The organism is Duncaniella muricolitica, assembly GCF_910574735.1.
GTDB classification, from domain to species: Bacteria; Bacteroidota; Bacteroidia; order Bacteroidales; family Muribaculaceae; genus Duncaniella; species Duncaniella muricolitica.
The window spans coordinates 1-17,542 of record NZ_CAJTCF010000009.1; the positions used below are offsets into that span (position 1 = coordinate 1).

The 17,542-nt window shown below is 55.4% G+C and carries 14 protein-coding genes and 1 pseudogene; 1 reads left to right on the top strand and 14 read right to left on the bottom strand.

Features of this window, described 5'->3' with window-relative positions; translation table 11 throughout:
• Positions 1–118, top strand: a pseudogene (locus tag QGT73_RS03245) (IS982 family transposase); the annotation flags it as partial.
• A gap of 238 nt (positions 119–356) precedes the next feature.
• Here QGT73_RS03245 and QGT73_RS03250 read toward each other — a convergent pair.
• The 14 genes from QGT73_RS03250 to rsmH form a co-directional block, all read right to left on the bottom strand.
• Positions 357–578, bottom strand: a complete 222-nt coding sequence (locus tag QGT73_RS03250) for a DUF2795 domain-containing protein (RefSeq protein WP_123616638.1) — start codon at positions 576–578, stop codon at positions 357–359.
• 107 nt (positions 579–685) lie between these two features.
• A complete protein-coding gene (ftsZ, locus tag QGT73_RS03255; RefSeq protein WP_425278377.1) occupies positions 686–2,131 on the bottom strand; it encodes a cell division protein FtsZ in 1,446 nt (481 codons plus the stop codon).
• Between the two features lie 64 nt (positions 2,132–2,195).
• Entirely contained in the window at positions 2,196–3,662 is a 1,467-nt protein-coding gene (locus QGT73_RS03260; protein ID WP_280121394.1) for a cell division FtsA domain-containing protein, read from the bottom strand.
• Between the two features lie 131 nt (positions 3,663–3,793).
• A complete protein-coding gene (locus QGT73_RS03265; protein WP_280121395.1) occupies positions 3,794–4,201 on the bottom strand; it encodes a four helix bundle protein in 408 nt (135 codons plus the stop codon).
• A 77-nt stretch (positions 4,202–4,278) separates the two neighbouring features.
• Positions 4,279–5,184, bottom strand: coding sequence for a cell division protein FtsQ/DivIB (locus QGT73_RS03270; RefSeq protein WP_280121396.1), 906 nt, complete (start codon positions 5,182–5,184; stop codon positions 4,279–4,281).
• A gap of 70 nt (positions 5,185–5,254) precedes the next feature.
• Positions 5,255–6,625, bottom strand: coding sequence for a UDP-N-acetylmuramate--L-alanine ligase (locus QGT73_RS03275; RefSeq protein ID WP_280121397.1), 1,371 nt, complete (start codon positions 6,623–6,625; stop codon positions 5,255–5,257).
• Positions 6,626–6,674: 49 nt separating this feature from the next.
• On the bottom strand, positions 6,675–7,769 hold the full coding sequence (murG, locus tag QGT73_RS03280) for an undecaprenyldiphospho-muramoylpentapeptide beta-N-acetylglucosaminyltransferase (RefSeq protein ID WP_280121398.1): 1,095 nt from the start codon (positions 7,767–7,769) through the stop codon (positions 6,675–6,677).
• Positions 7,770–7,787: 18 nt separating this feature from the next.
• On the bottom strand, positions 7,788–9,086 hold the full coding sequence (locus tag QGT73_RS03285; RefSeq protein ID WP_280121399.1) for an FtsW/RodA/SpoVE family cell cycle protein: 1,299 nt from the start codon (positions 9,084–9,086) through the stop codon (positions 7,788–7,790).
• 106 nt (positions 9,087–9,192) lie between these two features.
• Positions 9,193–10,542 carry a UDP-N-acetylmuramoyl-L-alanine--D-glutamate ligase gene (gene murD / locus QGT73_RS03290; RefSeq protein WP_280121400.1) on the bottom strand — a complete coding sequence of 450 codons (1,350 nt, stop codon included), beginning with the start codon at positions 10,540–10,542 and terminating at the stop codon, positions 9,193–9,195.
• A 139-nt stretch (positions 10,543–10,681) separates the two neighbouring features.
• Positions 10,682–11,974, bottom strand: a complete 1,293-nt coding sequence (mraY, locus tag QGT73_RS03295; RefSeq protein WP_280121401.1) for a phospho-N-acetylmuramoyl-pentapeptide-transferase — start codon at positions 11,972–11,974, stop codon at positions 10,682–10,684.
• Positions 11,975–11,988: 14 nt separating this feature from the next.
• Positions 11,989–13,446 (bottom strand): UDP-N-acetylmuramoyl-L-alanyl-D-glutamate--2,6-diaminopimelate ligase, encoded by a 1,458-nt coding sequence (locus QGT73_RS03300; protein ID WP_280121402.1) that lies wholly within the window; start codon positions 13,444–13,446, stop codon positions 11,989–11,991.
• A gap of 59 nt (positions 13,447–13,505) precedes the next feature.
• Positions 13,506–15,590, bottom strand: coding sequence for a penicillin-binding protein (locus tag QGT73_RS03305; RefSeq protein ID WP_280121403.1), 2,085 nt, complete (start codon positions 15,588–15,590; stop codon positions 13,506–13,508).
• Positions 15,591–15,638: 48 nt separating this feature from the next.
• Positions 15,639–15,983, bottom strand: coding sequence for an FtsL-like putative cell division protein (locus tag QGT73_RS03310; RefSeq protein WP_123616649.1), 345 nt, complete (start codon positions 15,981–15,983; stop codon positions 15,639–15,641).
• A gap of 28 nt (positions 15,984–16,011) precedes the next feature.
• On the bottom strand, positions 16,012–16,932 hold the full coding sequence (rsmH, locus tag QGT73_RS03315; RefSeq protein WP_280121404.1) for a 16S rRNA (cytosine(1402)-N(4))-methyltransferase RsmH: 921 nt from the start codon (positions 16,930–16,932) through the stop codon (positions 16,012–16,014).
• Positions 16,933–17,542 lie beyond the last annotated feature (610 nt).

Sequence of the window (17,542 nt, forward strand, 5' to 3'; positions counted from 1 at the left end):
GTCTTTCGCTAATTTTATCACCAATGCCTTGAGTGCTATCGCTGCTTACTGCTTTTTCCCAAAGAAACCGTCTATCTCTTTGGAGTTTGTGACAGATAACCAGCTAACTTTGTTCTGATTGCTTATATCGAACTCACGTTAAATTACCAATGAGATTTGGGCTTCGTTGTCAATCACAAGATACTCACAAACCTCCGAGGACTGTCGGATTTTAGCCAAGAATATCGCTGAAGCTGGTCAAGAAAATAGATTTTGGCCAAGAAAGCTATGGGGTAAAACGGGATAAAACAGCAATGGCCAAGAAAATTATTTATTTCTTGACCATTGATTATCAGGTGTTTATGTAAATTTGTTGCTTAGTATTCCTCCTCGTTGAAGAAGAAGTCTTCTTTGGAGGGGTAGTCGGGCCAGATGTCTTCGATGCATTCGTAGGTTTCGCCTTCGTCTTCCATCTCCTGGAGGTTTTCGATTACTTCCATAGGTGCGCCTGAGCGCATGGCGTAGTCGATGAGTTCCTCGCGTGTTGCGGGCCAGGGTGCGTCCTCGAGCTTGGAGGCGAGTTCAAGTGTCCAGTACATGTCGTTATTTTGTTTATTTGTTGTTTATGACTTGTTGTTCTGAAAATTCGCGCAAAGATACGGATTTTCTTTATATATACAAATGCTTGTGACCGATGGTTTATGGTTTATGAGTAATATGAGAATGTCTGTCCCTGTCCTGCGGGTGAGACGGGTTTCGGCTGATGGCCGGCATCATAGGCTCCGTTGCGTATGTCGTCAATGATACGGCGGTCGCGCTTGTAGGCGGGATATTTCTCGATGGCATCGCATATAGCATCGTCGTCGAGCTGGTTGGGGCCGAGTATTATAGCTGTTCGGTCCTGGCTGAGGTTCTGGAGTTTATCGAAGCCATACTCCTCGCTGATGCGTTTGTCGGAGATTTTTTCTTCAGGTTTCTCTACCTTGGGAGCCTGTGTTACAGGTGTTTCGGCTACCTGTCGGGGCTGTGATGCAGGCACTTGAAATTTCAGCGGGGCGTTGGGTGCGGGTGATGTCCCTGTCTGTCTGCGGCCTCCGAAATCAAATTGAGGGCCGTTGTTGCCGTTCTCGCCGTTGATTATCTGGTCCTCCTCACCACGCAGTGTGATGTCAAATCCGGCTGCGAGGATGGTGATTTTTACCTGGTTGCCGAGCGACTCGTCATAACGCACGCCCCAGATTACGTCGACTTCGGTGTTGATTGAGCCGATAAACTGTGTGAGCTGCTTGGTCTCGCTCATGAGGAATTTGTCCTCGGCGTTGGGGTTGAAGAAGAGGCAGAAGAGCAGTTTCTTCGAGCCCATTATGTCGCGGTTTTTGAGCAGGGGCGAGTTGAGGGCGTCCTGTATTGCTGCTGTCACGCGGCCTTCACCTTCACCGTAACCTGTCGAAATGATGGCCGCACCGCCGTTGCGCAGTGTGGTGTCGACGTCGTTGAAGTCGAGGTTGATTTTGCCGTTGTGGGTGATGAGTTCCGAGATTGAGCGTGCGGCTATCGAGAGAGTATCGTCGGCCTTGCCGAAGGCGTTGATGAAGTCGAGGTCGCCGTATATCTCGGTGAGACGTTCGTTGTTGATAACGAGCAGTGCGTCGACATATTTTGCCATTTCGTCGGCTCCGGCGATGGCTTTTTTGATTTTGACCTGTCCTTCAAAGAGGAAGGGGATGGTGACGATGCCTACGGTGAGCAGGCCGCGCTCCTTGGCTACGCGGGCCACGACGGGGGCCGCGCCTGTGCCTGTGCCGCCGCCCATGCCTGCGGTGACAAACACCATGCGTGTGTCGTCGTCAAAGAGGCGGTTGATTTCCTCGGTGGCTTCTTCGGCAAATGCTTTGGCCTTCTCGGGTTTGTTGCCGGCTCCGAGACCGTCGCCGATCTCGAGTATGTTGGGCACTTCGGAGTGGCGCAGGGCCTGCGAGTCGGAGTTGATATTGACGAACGATACGTTTTTGATGCCTTCGCGATACATGTGGTTGACGGCGTTGTTACCGCCACCGCCCACACCGATGGCCTTGATGATTATTTTTTCGGGTTCCTCCATGCGGTGAGTGGTGAATGCTGATACGTCGTCTATATTCTGGTTGTCCATCATCTTTCTTTGTGTTTAAATTTTTAAAACTGTAAAACGGGGGGATTATCGGTCTCCCTTTACAAAGTTATTCTTCGTCTTCCTCCTCTTCAAAACCGTCGGAGATTATTCGGGCCACGCGGTTTACGAGATTGTTGTAGCCTTGTTTGAATATGTTGGTTTTCTTTTTGCCGGTGTTGGCGGATGTCTCGGTGGCTGTAGGCACAACGGGGGGTACCGGTCTTGGCGGTGTGTTCGTACCTGTGGGGGTGGGGCGAGGCACAGAGGTGCTTCCGCCGACATGCTGCTGAGGATACTGGGGCTGTTGCTGCTGTATGGGTTGCTGCGGGGTGACCTGAGGTGTCGCTGCGGGCTGCTCGACTACAGACGGCTGAGGCGTCTGTACAACCGGGGCGGGACGCTCGCTCAGACATTCCTGCGGGTCTTGTCGTGACGCGGTGTTGAGTATCGAGAGCACGTCAACCGAGTCGACTGAGTGGATGCGACCGTCAAGGATGCGGAGACGGTTGCCCGGTGCGCCCAGACGTACTTTAAGGCCTGATATCTGTTCGAGACGCTGGTTGAATCCGTTGAGTTTCGCGCCGTTGCCCACGATGATTATGCCTTCGGGGAGTTTTTCGGGTGTGAGTCCCGCATATTTTATCTGCTCGGTGATGTTGATTATAATCTCGCCTGCACGCGCCGAGACGTAGTTGTTTATGGTCAAGAAATCGGGTTGTCCCAAAGCATGTGGCGCGTCAAGTGTCGGGAACGCCGAGCCGCCGGTCTTTTTAAGCTCCTCGGCCTGTTCTTCGAGATAATTGAGGGTGGTGATGTCGCGGGTGATGTTGCGCGACCCCATTGGGAGCACTGCAAGATGCATGAGTACACCCCCTTTGTAGATGGCTACAGTGGTGGTCTCGGCACCGAAGTCGACAAGCATGCAGCCGAGTTTTTTCTCCTCGTTGAGCAGCACCAGTTCGGCCAGCGCGATGGGGCGGGCAAAAGTGTCCATAATCTTAAGCCCGAGTCTTTCCTCAATCACCACCGAGAGATTGCGCAAGAGCTGAGTGCGGCAACTCACGAGATTGAGGCGCGCCATGATATGGGAACCCATCACGCCTATGGGACGCGGAGTCACTTCATTGTCGACGAGCAACTCGCGCGGAGTCACCGTGACAATGCTTCGCTCGTTGAGGGAAACATCCAGAGCCTCTCTTGTGATGTCTTGGATGATTTCTTCGGAGATAATCGATTCGGAGGGCAGGCGTCGCTCGATCTCTACAGGCTGAGAGGTGAGAGAGCGACCGCCTACGCTGAGATACACTCCCTGAATCTTGCGTGGTGTCTCGCGCAGTTCCAGGCTGTTGATGACGTTGCGCACGGCGCGCTCGGTCTCCACGATGTTGCGTATGCATCCGTAGCGCACGATGTCGGAGATGGGTTCTTCCTCAACGGCTTTGACGTTGAGTGCTCCGTCGGGGCTCACGGTGCCGATAGCTCCTTTAATCTTCGAGCTACCTATTTCAAGAGCGATGATGACTTTTTCTTCCATGTTTACTTAATTTTCTGCGAAAATTAAAGGTTATGAGGTTATGAGGTTATAAGGTTATGAGGGGGGAGCGGCTTTGCCCGAGTTTTGCTTTTATGGGTTATGAGGGGGGCGGCTTTGCCCGGGTTTTGCTTTTATGGGTTATGAGGAGAGGCTGGATTTGTTTTGGTGTGATTGTTGATTTGTTGCTCAAAGTGAGAACTGAGTCCGTTTATCAGTCTTGAGACATCATAAAATTTATTTTTGATGGAGCTATGAGTTTCAGTTGTGATGTATCCAAGATCAAGTGCTATCTCCAACTGACAGTAGGCTTCCATCAGTGAGCCGAATGAGATTTCAAGAAAATGAATCTTTTCTTTTATGGACCTCCGTCCGCTGCCTTCGGCTATATTTGACGGGACTGATATTATCGCTCTTCTGAGCTGGTCGCATAGGGAATACCGCTCGGTGGCCGGAAATGTATCGATGACTGTGTAGACATCTTTAACCAGGCTTCGTGCGGCTTTGTATGCTCTCAGATTCTCAAAAGAAAAATAATCCATGTATTTGTGTCGGTTGTTGATAGTGCTTGTCTTAACCTTATAAACTCATAACCTTATAACCTTTCAATTGAGTTTGCTCAATTGGAGTGCTTGGCAGGAATTGGCTTTTCGGAGTGGGCTTTGACGCCGGGGACTGTCTGGCCGGGGGCCACGTTGTCGCCGGCGAGCATGGCGTCGATGGGCACGGTCTCGTCATCCTCGCCTGAGATTACCGGCACATCCGGCGGGCGGCGGTGACGCTTGGTGGCCACGAGTTGACCGTTCCATTTCAGAGTCAAGGTGTCATATTTCTCCCAGCCCTGCTTGACGAGCACTTTGGAGTAGAATGTGCGCAGACGCTCCATCTTGTCGTCGAGCCGGTCGAGCGAGCCGAGATTGATCACGTGTTCGCGTATGTTGGGTATGAGCAGAATGTCGGTCGGACTCTTGACCTTGATCATGCCTATGTAGGAGCTCCATATCGAGTCGGAACTGATATAGCTTACCAGAGGCATGAGCGAGAGGGGAGTGAAGGATGAGTCGGAGGGATTGAAATGTCCCTGGACCAGCGGCACATTCTTATGGTAGCGGGCTGAGGCCTTGACACGCTTGCCTGCGCGGTTGACATAATAGCTCTCGTTGCCGTCAAAGACTCTCAACACCGGCACTATGGGGGTCACCTTGATGCGTATGCTGCCGTCGGTGTAGCGCAGCACGCTTGCGTCCTCGATTTTGTCGAGGTCGAGCAGGCGCAGGCGTATGTCCTGAGTGTTGATATTGGAGAGAGCTATACCTTTGGCCTTGTCGGGGAGATTGTCGAGCTCGCGAGCCAGTTCGGCCGGGCTGACGAAACGCCGGGCACCCTTGTCGCCGTCGGCATCCTCCACGGTGATGGTCATGCCTGTACACATGGCGTCGTCGCTTTCGCGAGCCGTCATGGTCAGGGCCACCACCAGGTAGGTGACGAGCATAAGTGAGAAGGCTATCTGTAAATATCGGTTCATTTAACTGGGCCCGAAGGGCTGTCAGAAAACTTTTAAACTCTAAACTCTAAACTCTAAACTTTAAACTTTCTTACTCTGTAATGTTGCGCACGATGTCGGGGAGGTAATTGCATATGTCACCGGCTCCGGCGGTCAACAGGATGTCAAAGTTACGATTTTTGAGCGTTTCCACCAATTTTTCTTTGGTTATTAATATCTTATCGGCCGATTTAACATTTCGGAAAATAATGTCGGACGTCACGCCCTCGATAGGCTCCTCGCGAGCGGGATATATGTCGAGGAGTATCACCGAATCGGCGGCCGAGAGAGCGTCGGCAAAACCGTCGGCAAAGTCGCGTGTGCGGCTGTAGAGATGGGGCTGGAAAGCCACGGTGAGGTGACGTCCCGGATAGAGGGCTTTGACCGAGGCGATGGAGCTGCGCAGCTCTTCGGGGTGGTGGGCATAGTCGTCGATGATGACGCGTCCGCTGCCGTTGCGCTCCTTGAGCCACGACTCGAAGCGTCGTTTGGTGCCCTGATATGACGAGAGAGCCGTGCGTATCACCTCGGGCTCGAAGGCCTCGGTGCAGCACACAGCCGCCGCTGCGGCTATGGCGTTTTCAATATTAACCTCTACGGGCACTCCAAGGTTTACGTTGCGTATGGTGCCGCGGGGTGTCACGATGTCAAAAGTTATTGAACCGGTGTCGCGGCGTATGTAGGAAGCGTGAAAGTCGCCCTTGTCGCGCGAGTAGGTGTAGACCTTGACCCCTTGGGCCGGACGCGGCTTGAGCTTGAGATCTTCGTGCACGATGAGTGTGCCGCCGGGCTGTATCAGTTCGGTGAAATGAGCGAAGCTCTCGAGATAGGCCTCTTCGGTGCCGTAGATGTCGAGATGGTCGGGGTCGGTGGCGGTGATGACGGCCACGGTCGGGGAGAGATGGTGAAACGAGCGGTCATACTCGTCGGCCTCGATGACAGTGTAAGGCGACGAGGGGCGCAACAGGAAGTTGCTGTCATAGTTTTTCAGCACACCGCCGAGAAAGGCGTTGCAGCCAATAGAGCCGCAGTGGAGTATATGGGCGGCCATCGACGATGTGGTGGTCTTGCCGTGGGTGCCGGCAAAGCAGAGGCTTTTGCTGTCGCGGGTGATGAGACCGAGGGCCCTGGCCCGCTTCATGATTTCAAAACCTCCGTCGCGGAAGTAGGTGAGTATGGGCAGGTCGTCGGGCACGGCGGGGGTGTATATCACCAGAGTGTCGGAGGGGTCGCGGAAAGCGGCGGGTATGGTGTCGGCCTCGGGGCTGAACGAGATGTCCACGCCCTCGGCCGCGAGAGCGTCGGTGAGGGGTGTGGATGTGCGGTCATATCCGGCCACCTTCTTGCCTTTGGCCAGGAAGTAGCGTTCGAGGGCGGCCATGCCTATGCCGCCGGCTCCGATGAAGTATATGTTATTCGCCATGGCTTATAATGTATTTTTGAGTGTGAAGAGGTGTTGATATGTGGGGGGGTCAGCGGTCGTTGCCGACGGCTTTGACTATAAGGTCGACAATCTTGTCGTCGGCGTCGCGCATGGCCATCCGGGAGATTTTGGCCGAGAGGTCTTCGCGGGCCTCAGGGTTGTCGATGAGGCTGACTATGGAATCGGACAGTTGTCCGACGGCGTCCTTGTCGAGAATCATCACGGCCGCCCCGCGGGTGGAGAGAGCCTCGGCGTTGTGACGCTGGTGGTCCTCCGATACGTTGGGCGAGGGGATGAGTATGACCGGTTTGCCGAGTATCTGGAGCTCGGAGATGGTGCCGGCACCTGCACGCGACACCACGAGGTCGGCGGCCTTGTAGGCGAGGTCCATGCGGGTGATGAATGTGGTGGCCTGCACGTTGTCATAATCCTTGGCTATGCCTTGAAACCGGTCTGCACCGTAGCGGCCCGTCTGCCACAAGAGCTGCACGCCCTTGTCGCGGAGCGTGGCGAGCGATGCGGTTATGGCCTCGTTGACAGTGCGTGCGCCCAGGCTTCCGCCCACCGAGAGCACCAGCGGGCGGTCGGGGTCAAAGCCGAGTTCGCGCTTGGCTTCGCGCTGCGAGAGCGGACACTCCTCGAGATCCTTGCGAACGGGATTGCCGGTCATAATTATTTTGTCGGCCGGGAAATACCGCTCCAGACCCTCGTAGGCCACGCATATGGCTTTGGCCTTGGGTGCAAGGAGCTTGTTGGTGACACCCGGATAGGAGTTCTGCTCCTGTATGAGCGTGGGGATGCCGTGTTTCTGGGCCTGCTTGAGCACCGGTCCGCTGGCATATCCGCCCACGCCTATGGCAATGTCGGGCCTGAAGTCGCGGACTATGCGGCGCGCCTTGCGCATGGACTTCCAGAGCTTCCAGAGCACACCGAAGTTGCGCCACAGCCGTTTGCGGTCAAATCCGGCCACGGGCAGACCCTCTATGTCGTAGCCTGCCGCCGGCACGCGCTCCATCTCCATGCGTCCGAGCGCGCCGACAAAGAGGATTTCGGCGTCGGGCTGACGTCGGCGTATGGCGTTTGCTATTGATAGAGCCGGGAAGATGTGGCCGCCTGTGCCACCGCCCGAGATAAGAACTTTCATTGTTGCTGAATTAGCGGATTAGTTTAACTGCATTTTGTTTTCGTCGCGGAGCTGCTCGGGGAGCGACTCTTTTTCTTCGGTGATGTCCTGCTTCTTGTTGCCGTGACGCGAGGCGGTGCGGCTCACCGAGAGCATTATGCCGAAGGCCATGCACGTGACAATTATCGATGTGCCACCCTTGGATATAAGCGGCAGCGGCTGGCCCGACACGGGGAATACTCCCGTGACGATGCCCATATGAAACAGGGCCTGGAAGGCCAGCATCACGGCCATGCCCATGACTATGAGGGCGGGGTAGGTGATGGTGCACCGCGAGGCTATACCTGCGGCGCGTGCCAGCAGCCAGAGATAGAGTAGAAGCACGGCCAGACCGCCTATCAGGCCGAGCTCCTCGACCACGATGGCAAAGATGTAGTCGGAGAAGGCGAGGGGCAGACGTGCGGCTTCGCGCGAGTTGCCGGGGCCGACGCCATAGATGCCGCCGTTGGCCTGTGCCATGTAGCCGAGTATCTCCTGGCGGTATTCGCCTGTGGGTGCGATTTCCCATTTGGGTATCGAGTCGTTGTTGTGGCGGAATATGCGGGCACGCCAGGTGGCTATGCGTGACGATGCTTTTTTGCCGTCGGTCACCATTTCAGACCGTTGGGACTCGTCGGCGGGGATTGATTCGTCCTCGGTATAGAAATATTTAAGATATATATATCCTGCTCCGCCGAGCACGATGATGATGCCTGCTACGCTGAACAGATGTTTCCATTTCACTCCACCTATAATCATCATCGAGCAGGTGATGGCCATAAGCAACAGGGTGTTGGTGAGTCCCTGCTCTATGAGCAGTGCCGAGAAGAATGCTATGACGGCTCCCGACCACAGCATTCCCTTTTTGGTGATGCCGACACCGTGAGGGTCTTGGTTGAGGGTCATGATGAGGGCTACGAGGAGTACGGCCGAGATTTTGACCATCTCGGCCGGGAATATGCCTATGCCCAGAAACGAGAACGACCTCCTTGCGCCGTTGACATAGTTGCCGTAAAACATTACATATATCATGGCTCCCGCACTCAGTATCGAGAACAATATGGTGAAGAGTGCGAAGTCGCTGTAATGCCGTTTGGATAGTATCCAAGTTATGCCTACGCCAAGGGCGAGCATGAACAGGTGGCGCACGATGGGGCCTATCACACCGAGCGACGAGCTGGCCACTTCGCGCGACGACGCGCTGTAAAGCTCTATCACCGATATGAGGCAGAGGGCTATGAATATGCCCCAGATGTGTTTGTCGGCCTTGGCGATGGCCTTGGGTTTGGCGATGTCCACTTTTGGTTAATTAGTAATTAGCAATTAGTAATTAGTAATTATTTAGTTGGCGATTCATGGCAATTCATGACATGCCGGGCGGTGAGGTTGGTTAAACTCTAAACTTTCAGCTTTCAACTTTAAGAGCGTTGACCTGAGCCTTGAATTGGCGGCCGCGGTCTTCGTAGCTCTTGAAGAGGTCAAAGCTGGCGCAGCAGGGCGAGAGCAATACGGTGTCGCCGCTCACGGAGATGCGGGCGGCTGTGGTTACGGCCTCTTCGATGGAGTGGGTGTCGTATATGGCGGGCACCTGGCCGGTGAAGAAGTCGAGCAGTTTGTGATTGTCTTTGCCCATGCATATGATGGCCTTGACTTTCTCCTTGACGAGCGGGAGTATCTCGGAGTAGTCGTTGCCCTTGTCCTTGCCGCCGAGTATGAGCACGGTGTCGCGGGGCATTGACTCGAGGGCATACCATGTGGAGTTGACATTGGTGGCCTTGGAGTCGTTGATATATCTTACGCCGTTGACGGTGCCGGCCGGCTCGAGGCGGTGTTCGACGCCCTCAAAGTCGCTCAGAGCCTTGCGTATGTCGTCCTTGTCAATGTCGAGTATGCAGGCCGAGAGAGCAGCGGCCATGGAGTTGTAGAGGTTGTGCAGGCCGTTGAGCGAGAGATCGGCGCGAGGCATGCGCAGATTTTCTTCGGGAGTCTCCACAACGAGACATTCCTCCTCGTCGACCCATGCGCGTGAACCCTCCTCCTTGCGCTCGGCAAAGGGATACATCGAGGCCTCGGTGGTTACGCGCTCGAGCTGGCGGCGTATCACGGGGTCGTCCTGCCAGAAGATGAAGGCATCGCGTGGAGTGAGGTTGTTGAGGATGCGGAACTTGGCATTGATATAGTTTTGCATTTCGTAGTCGTAGCGGTCGAGATGGTCGGGGGTGATGTTGAGGAGCACGGCAATGTTGGCGTGGAAATCATACATGTTTTCAAGCTGGAAGCTCGAAAGCTCGATTACATACACGTCGTGGTGCTCGCGAGCCACCTGCAGGGCCAGACTGCGGCCCACGTTGCCGGCCAGGCCCACGTTGACGCCGGCGTCCTTGAGTATGTGATAGGTGAGCAGAGTGGTGGTGGTCTTGCCGTTTGAGCCGGTGATGCACACCATGCGGGCGTCGGTGTAGCGTCCGGCGAGCTCTATTTCCGAGATTACGGGTATACCTTTGGCCACGATAGCCTCGATGACGGGGGCTGTCGGGGGTATGCCGGGGCTTTTGACCACCTCGTCGGCCTGAAGTATGCGGTCCATGGAGTGGCCGCCCTGCTCCCACTCGATGCCTTCTTCATCGAGCTGCGTGCGGTATCGTTCTGGTATCTGGCCCGAGTCGGAAAGGAATACGTTGAATCCTTTGGTCTTTCCGAGGATGGCGGCACCTACGCCGCTCTCACCTCCGCCGAGTATTACAAGAGTGTCCATATGTATTCAATTAGTAATTAGCAATTAGTAATTAGTAATTTGAGTGAACGGGTTGTTTCAACCGATTTGTCAGTAACTACTAATTGCTAATTACTAATTACTAATTACTAATTGCTAATTCCCCCACGGGGGGCTGGTGTTATCTTATTTTGAGTGTTATGAATGTAAGTACCGCAAAGAGTATCGAGAGGATCCAGAATCGGGTGACAATCTTTGGCTCGGCCATTGCTCTGCGCGGCAGGCTGATGAGCGCGGGGATGCCCTCTTTCTGGAAATGGTGATGAAGCGGGGCCATGCGGAAGATGCGCCGGCCGGCTCCGTATTTCTTTTTGGTATATTTGAAGTAGCCAGTCTGGATGATTACCGAGAGGTCTTCGGCAAAGAATATCAGACACAGCAGGGGTATGAGCAGCTCCTTGTGGATGAGGATGGCAAACACGGCGATGATGCCACCGAGGGTGAGCGAGCCGGTGTCGCCCATAAATACTTGTGCCGGATTGGCGTTGTACCATAGAAAGCCTATGAGCGCGCCCATGAGTGCCGAGATAAACACTACCAGTTCAGACGACCCGGGTATATACATTATATTAAGGTATGTCGAGTAGATGACGTTGCCGCCGAGATAGGCCATGATGGCCAGGGCCGCACATATGACGGCCGAGATGCCTGCACACAGGCCGTCGAGGCCGTCGGTGAGGTTGGCTCCGTTGCTTGTGGCGGTCACGGCGACTATCACAACTATCACAAACACCACCCATCCGCTGGTCTGGGCATACTTGCCCATCCATGAGGTGAGTGACGCATAGTCAAAGTTGTTGCCTTTGACAAAGGGTATGGTGGTCTGGGTGGACTTGACGTCGGGCGACTGTGTGAACTCCGACACCTCGGCAAACTCTGTCTCGGGGTGCTCACCGGTCTGTTCGATGCGGGTCGACGAGTCGCTCACCGTCACCTGACGCTGGGTGATGTCGGGGCTCAGACACATGGTGAGGCCTACCAGCAGTCCGAGGCCCACCTGGCCGACAATCTTGAATTTGCCCTTCATGCCGTCCTTGTTGTGCTTCTTGATCTTGAGATAGTCGTCAAGAAAGCCTATGGTGCCGCACCACACCGTGGCTATGAGCATCAGCACCATATATATATTGGTGAGATTGCCTACTAACAGACAGGGCACTATGAGCGAGAGTATGATGATGACGCCGCCCATGGTGGGGGTGCCCTCCTTCTTGAGCTGACCTTCGAGGCCGAGGTCGCGTATGGTCTCGCCTATCTGCATCAACTGCAGACGGTCGATAATCTTGCGCCCTATCACGAGGGCTATGATCAATGCAAGCAGAAACGCCGCTCCCGAGCGAAATGTGATGTAGGTCATCAGTCGCGCTCCGGGCACTCCGGATGTCTGCTGAAGATATTCGGCTAAATGATATAACATTGGTTGTCCTTATTTCATGCGTTTGACTCAAGACACTCTCTCACCACCTCGCGGTCATCGAAATGGTGTTTCACACCCTTGATTTCCTGATAGTCCTCGTGGCCCTTGCCGGCGATGAGTATCACGGTGCCGGGCTGAGCGAGGGCCACGGCCGTGCGTATGGCCTGGCGGCGGTCGGTGATGTGGAGAGTGCGTGTGCGGGCCTCCTCGTCAAGTCCCTCCTCCATATCGGCGAGTATGTCCTCGGGCTCCTCGAAGCGGGGATTGTCGGAGGTCAGTATGAGCCGCTGCGAGCGTGCCGCGGCCTCGCGTGCCATGATGGGACGCTTGCCCTTGTCGCGGTTGCCGCCGGCTCCGACCACGGTGATGATTTCGCCTTTGGGGCCGATGACTTCGCGTATGGCCTGAAGCACATTGACCACGGCATCGGGCGTGTGGGCATAGTCGACTATGGCGGTCACCCCCTTGGCTGAATGGAACGCCTGGAAGCGTCCGGCCACAGGCACGAGGGCCGAGATGGCGCGGAGCACCTCTTCATTGTCCCAGCCCAGGAGTATCGAGGCTCCGTAGACGGCGGTGAGATTGTAGGCGTTGAAGCGGCCGGTGAAGAGTGTCTCCACCTCGTGTCCGTTGAGGCTCAGCAGAGTGCCGTCGAGACGCTGCTCCACGATGCGCCCCTTGAAGTCGGCTTCGGAGCGCAGCGAGTAGTTGTGGCGCGAGGCCGCGGTGTTCTGGAGCATCACGTCGCCCACCTTGTCGTCGGCGTTGGTCAGGGCGAAAGCGGTTGAGGGCAGGTGGTCGAAAAACGATTTCTTGGCCTGCAGATAGGCCTCGACGGTCTTGTGATAGTCGAGATGGTCGCGTGTGAGGTTGGTGAATATGCCCCCCTCGAAATGCAGTCCGGCTATGCGGTGCTGATGGGCGGCGTGAGAGCTGACCTCCATGGCGCAGTATTCACATCCGGCGTCGACCATCCGTCGCAACATCTCGTTGATGGTAAGCGGGTCGGGGGTTGTATGGTCGGTCGGGTAGGGGGTGGTCTCCACATAGTTGCACACGGTGGACAGCAGTCCGGCCTTGTGGCCGAGCAGACGGGCCATCTCATAGATGAGTGTGGCGGTGGTGGTCTTGCCGTTGGTGCCGGTAACGCCCACCAGACGGAGCGAACGCGAGGGGTTGCCCCACCATTCCGAGGCCATATATCCGAGGGCTATCGCGCTCGAGGGTACGACCACATAGGTCACGGCCGACGAGAGCTGCTCGGGCAGACGCTCGCACACCACGGCCGAGGCTCCGGCCTCCTGTGCTTTGTGTATGAAGTCATGTCCGTCGACGCTCACGCCCGGCACGGCCACAAAGAGTGTGCCCGGCTCCACGCGGCGCGAATCGGAGGTGATGGCGGTGATTTCTTTGTCCTGTTCACCGATTATCTCGGTGATTTCTACGGGAGAGATTATCCTGTTGAGTCGCATAACAGCAAATAATTAAACTTAACTCTTAAACTCTGAACTTTTTTTGACTTTAAACTCATCTAACGCGTCAGCGTCAGGTGTATCGTGTGGCCCGGGTCGATGAGAGTGCGTGGCGCGGGGGTCTGCGTGTGAACAAATCCCGTGCCCGAGAGAGTCACGTCATAACCCGCTGTCTCAAGCACCTCCACGGCGTCACGCGCGCTGAGACCGCGCACATCGGGCAGTCCCGAGCCTGACCTTGCCGACGGCCCCTTGATGGTCTTGCGGTTGGGCATCGCAAAGGGCGACCTTACCTTCTTGTAGGGGTCGGCCCCGGTGGTGGCATAGAATGTAGGGCCGATGTCGGAGGGGGAGGCCGACTCGTAGTCCGAACTGTTGCCCAGCAGCCCGCGGGCATAGAGCTTCATGGCGATGTTGCGCATCACCTGGCCCGACGTGGTGGCCGCACCGAAGAAATTTCTGGTGGGGTGACACGTGAGCACCACACATGAATATCGGGGAGCTTCGGCGGGGAAAAATCCGCAGAAGGCGAGTCGCTTCTTGGCGGTGTTGTATTGTCCGTTCTCAATCATGTAGCAGGTGCCGGTCTTGCCCGCGATACGCACCACCTTGTTGCGCAGAAAGCGTCCCGTGCCGTGCTCGCCCCACACCACATTGGTGAGCATGCCGCGCATAATCTCGGCCGTCTTGGGCGAGCATGCGCGTCCGTTGCCGAGATAGGAGGGGGGAAGCACCGAGTCGACCGATCCGCGCAGCTCCTTGACCAGTCGCGGGCGCACGAACACTCCGTCGTTGGCTATCGCATTGTAGAGCGCGAGGGTGTAGAGTGGCGGTATCTCGGTGGCGTAGCCGTAACATTGGCGCGAGAGGGCTATGCGTCCGCCGCGGTCGGAGGGCACCGAGTCGATGCGCGGTATCACCTCGCCGGCTATGCCGGTGTTGAGCGGCTCGAGAAATCCGAGCTGCTTGATGCGGGCATAGAATCCGCCAGGGTGAGAGTCGTATTTCGACGTGATGATGCGCGCCATGCCTATGTTGGACGACTGCTCGATGACGTCGCCGGCGCGTATGGCCGTCGAGTGGTGAGAGTCGGTGATGGGGCGTCCGCCGGCATAGGCCCAGCCCGAGCCGGTGGGGAGCATCTGGTCAAAGTCGGTGAGTATGCCGTCCTCCACGGCTATCATCATCGAGAGGGTCTTGATTACCGAGCCGGGCTCATAGCCCATCACGGCGCGGTTGCGGGCCTCGATGTAGCCGGGGCCGTGGGGATTGAGCTCGAGGTTGGATATGGCCTTGATGTCGCCGGTCTTCACGTCCATGAGCACAGCCACGCCCCAGTCGGCACCGCAGGTGTCGAGCACATTGTTGAGCTCGCTCTCCACGATGTCCTGCATGTTGATGTCGATGGTGGTCACGATGTCACAGCCGGGTATGGCCGGTATCTTGGCCAGGTCGGCGATGTCCTTGGTGAGATTGACCTTGGCGGTGGTGCCGGTGCGTCCGTAGAGGAGCGAGTCGAGAGCTTTCTCGAGACCCGAGATGCCGTGTATCTCCTTGCTCTCGGCAGTCTGTCCCACACCGCCGATGGAGCGGCGGGCCATGTTGCCGTAGGGATTGAAGCGGCGCATGTTTTTCTCGAAGTAGAGCCCGGTGCGGTTGCGGTTGCCCTTGAAGTAGGGGAGAGTCTTCATCAGCTCCATGTCGGAGTGGGAGAGGTTGGTGAGTATGCGATAGGCTCTGGGACGCTTGTTATGCTCCTTCTCGAGCGGTTTGAGCAGATAGGTTTTCCACTGGGCGGCGTTTTTTTCGGGAAAGTTGGCTGCCATGGCCTCGGCCAGCTCGTCGATGGTCTCGAGGAGTTTGGAGACGTTGAATTTCTCGGCGCGATAGTCGATGCGGGCCGTGTAGTAGCTGAGGTTGGTGGCCAGGACGGAGCCGTCGGATGCGAGTATGTTGCCGCGGTGGGGTATGATGTCCTGCGACAGCGACATGAGGCTGTCGGCCTTGTGGTTCCACTTGTCGGCGTTGACCACTGTGGTCTCGCACAGCTTTATGGATATGAGACCTGACAGCACAAGTATCCAGAACACTACGAATCCGTAGCGAAAAAGTATGTTGCTCCGATTGTCATTCTTCATTGCCATAAAACTATCGACGTTTCTTTTGTGTGTATGTTATGACTGTTGTCATGCTCACTTCTTGACTGTGAACGGCGGCTGGGGCTGCACGCGCAGGTTGAGGTGGAGCGAGTCGACCATATGCTGCATGGAGGTCTCGCGTATGCGGCTCATGAAGAGGCTGCGCTCGCGCGAGCTTTCGTTCTGCACGATTTCGAGCTGTTTCTGTAGAGCCTCGATTTTCTCTATGTTGGTGCGGTAGGTGAACTTGGTGGTGATATACACCATTATCACAATGATGAAGATGAGTATGGGCAGCCAGTGACGTGCGAAAAAATCGCTCGAAATCACCTGCCCGCGAAACACTTTGAATATGTATGGCGACTTCTTCTTGGCTGTAGTCGTCTTAGCTTTTGCCATATAAACTCTCAACTCTAACCGTTTGACACTATATTTTCACGGCCACACGCAGCTTGGCCGAGCGCGAGCGCGGGTTGCGTTGCACCTCCTCGTCGTCGGGGGTTACGGGGCGTGAGCTGACAGGGCGCAGCGGGGCGTTGACGCGTCCGAAGAAGTCCTTGTCCTGACGCCCCTCGACATTGCCGGTCTTGATGAAATTCTTGACCATGCGGTCCTCAAGCGAATGATATGTGATGACGGCCAGACGTCCGCCGGGACGCAACACCTTGAGCGCGCCCTCCAGCAGTTCGCGCAACGCGCCCATCTCGTCGTTGACCTCTATGCGCAGGGCCTGGAAGAGCTGGGCGAGCTCTTTTTTCTCCTTGCGCGGGTCGATGAGCGGCTTCACGATGTCGATGAGCTGTCCCACGGTGTCGAGCGGTCTGCCGGCCTCGCGGGCTCTGACGATGGCGTCGGCCATGCGGCGGGCCTGTGACAGCTCGCCGTAGATTTTAAGGATGTCGCTCAGACGGTCGCGGTCGGTCTCGGCCAGCAGACGCGAGGCCGGGCGCGAGGCCGAGCGGTTCATGCGCATGTCGAGCGGTCCGTCGGCTCTGAACGAGAAGCCGCGCTCGGGGGTGTCGAAGTGATGAAACGACACACCGAGGTCGGCCAGCACGCCGTCCACTCCATCAACGTCATAATAGCGCATGAAGTTTGTAATGAAGCGAAAATTACTGTAGACCATCGTGAAGCGCGGGTCATCCTTGGGGGCCCGGCTCACGGCATCCATATCCTGGTCAAACGAATACAGGTGTCCGCCCATCGCGTCATCGAGACGCTCGATGACGGCACGCGAATGACCGCCTCCGCCATAAGTGGCGTCGACATAGATTCCTCCGGGCTTTATGTCCAGATCTTCAAGGCATTGTGGCAGCAAGGCCGGGATGTGATAGGGCTGGTCGCTCATAGTCGTTTTTTATTAGACCTCAAAATTACTAAAAATTTGCAAAAGCAAACAGAAAAGAAGTCATACATTATATAAAAAGTTATTAACATAAAGCCACGAACCCTTAAAATGAGGCTCAAAAGGTTTACAAATGCAAACGCAGGGCCGGTTTGCGTCACGCTGTAGCGGTGATAAAGAGGTCGTGAAAATCATCTTTCTATCAGTGTCAATCCGTAATAAATGTTAACAGGCGTGACGCTCGCGTTTCCCCTCATAATGTCATAGGTAAGATATGTTGGCTGTTTGGCAAAATCATGGCAAAAACTTCTATATATCTTCCCGTTTATAGTATTTTCTTAACGAAAATATCTCAAATTGCTCGGATTTGCCTGATTTTAACATATGTTTCTCCTCTCTTAGTAACCTATTGTCATGCAGAGTCTTTTGCAAAAATCACGTCGACAAAACAAGTTAAATACAGTTAAAAATCGGGGGGGATATTTTTAAAAAAAATTAATTAGTAATTTTGCAGTGCCCCCTCCTTATTGATAACACGGCAAACCATGGAACTTCAAATATGTGAACGAACCGTTCAACGCCTGTATTGAGAACATTTATGGGAAAAGCGCAT

Bases quoted from the DNA above. Each gene is read 5' to 3' on its own strand.
- murD (WP_280121400.1), bottom strand. From the start codon at position 10,542: ATGGACACTCTTGTAATACTCGGCGGAGGTGAGAGCGGCGTAGGTGCC.
- QGT73_RS03260 (WP_280121394.1), bottom strand. From the start codon at position 3,662: ATGGAAGAAAAAGTCATCATCGCTCTTGAAATAGGTAGCTCGAAGATT.
- QGT73_RS03305 (WP_280121403.1), bottom strand. From the start codon at position 15,590: ATGGCAATGAAGAATGACAATCGGAGCAACATACTTTTTCGCTACGGA.
- murG (WP_280121398.1), bottom strand. From the start codon at position 7,769: ATGAAAGTTCTTATCTCGGGCGGTGGCACAGGCGGCCACATCTTCCCG.
- ftsZ (WP_425278377.1), bottom strand. From the start codon at position 2,131: ATGATGGACAACCAGAATATAGACGACGTATCAGCATTCACCACTCAC.
- QGT73_RS03310 (WP_123616649.1), bottom strand. From the start codon at position 15,983: ATGGCAAAAGCTAAGACGACTACAGCCAAGAAGAAGTCGCCATACATA.
- QGT73_RS03300 (WP_280121402.1), bottom strand. From the start codon at position 13,446: ATGCGACTCAACAGGATAATCTCTCCCGTAGAAATCACCGAGATAATC.
- QGT73_RS03275 (WP_280121397.1), bottom strand. From the start codon at position 6,625: ATGGCGAATAACATATACTTCATCGGAGCCGGCGGCATAGGCATGGCC.
- QGT73_RS03250 (WP_123616638.1), bottom strand. From the start codon at position 578: ATGTACTGGACACTTGAACTCGCCTCCAAGCTCGAGGACGCACCCTGG.
- mraY (WP_280121401.1), bottom strand. From the start codon at position 11,974: ATGTTATATCATTTAGCCGAATATCTTCAGCAGACATCCGGAGTGCCC.
- rsmH (WP_280121404.1), bottom strand. From the start codon at position 16,932: ATGAGCGACCAGCCCTATCACATCCCGGCCTTGCTGCCACAATGCCTT.
- QGT73_RS03270 (WP_280121396.1), bottom strand. From the start codon at position 5,184: ATGAACCGATATTTACAGATAGCCTTCTCACTTATGCTCGTCACCTAC.
- QGT73_RS03265 (WP_280121395.1), bottom strand. From the start codon at position 4,201: ATGGATTATTTTTCTTTTGAGAATCTGAGAGCATACAAAGCCGCACGA.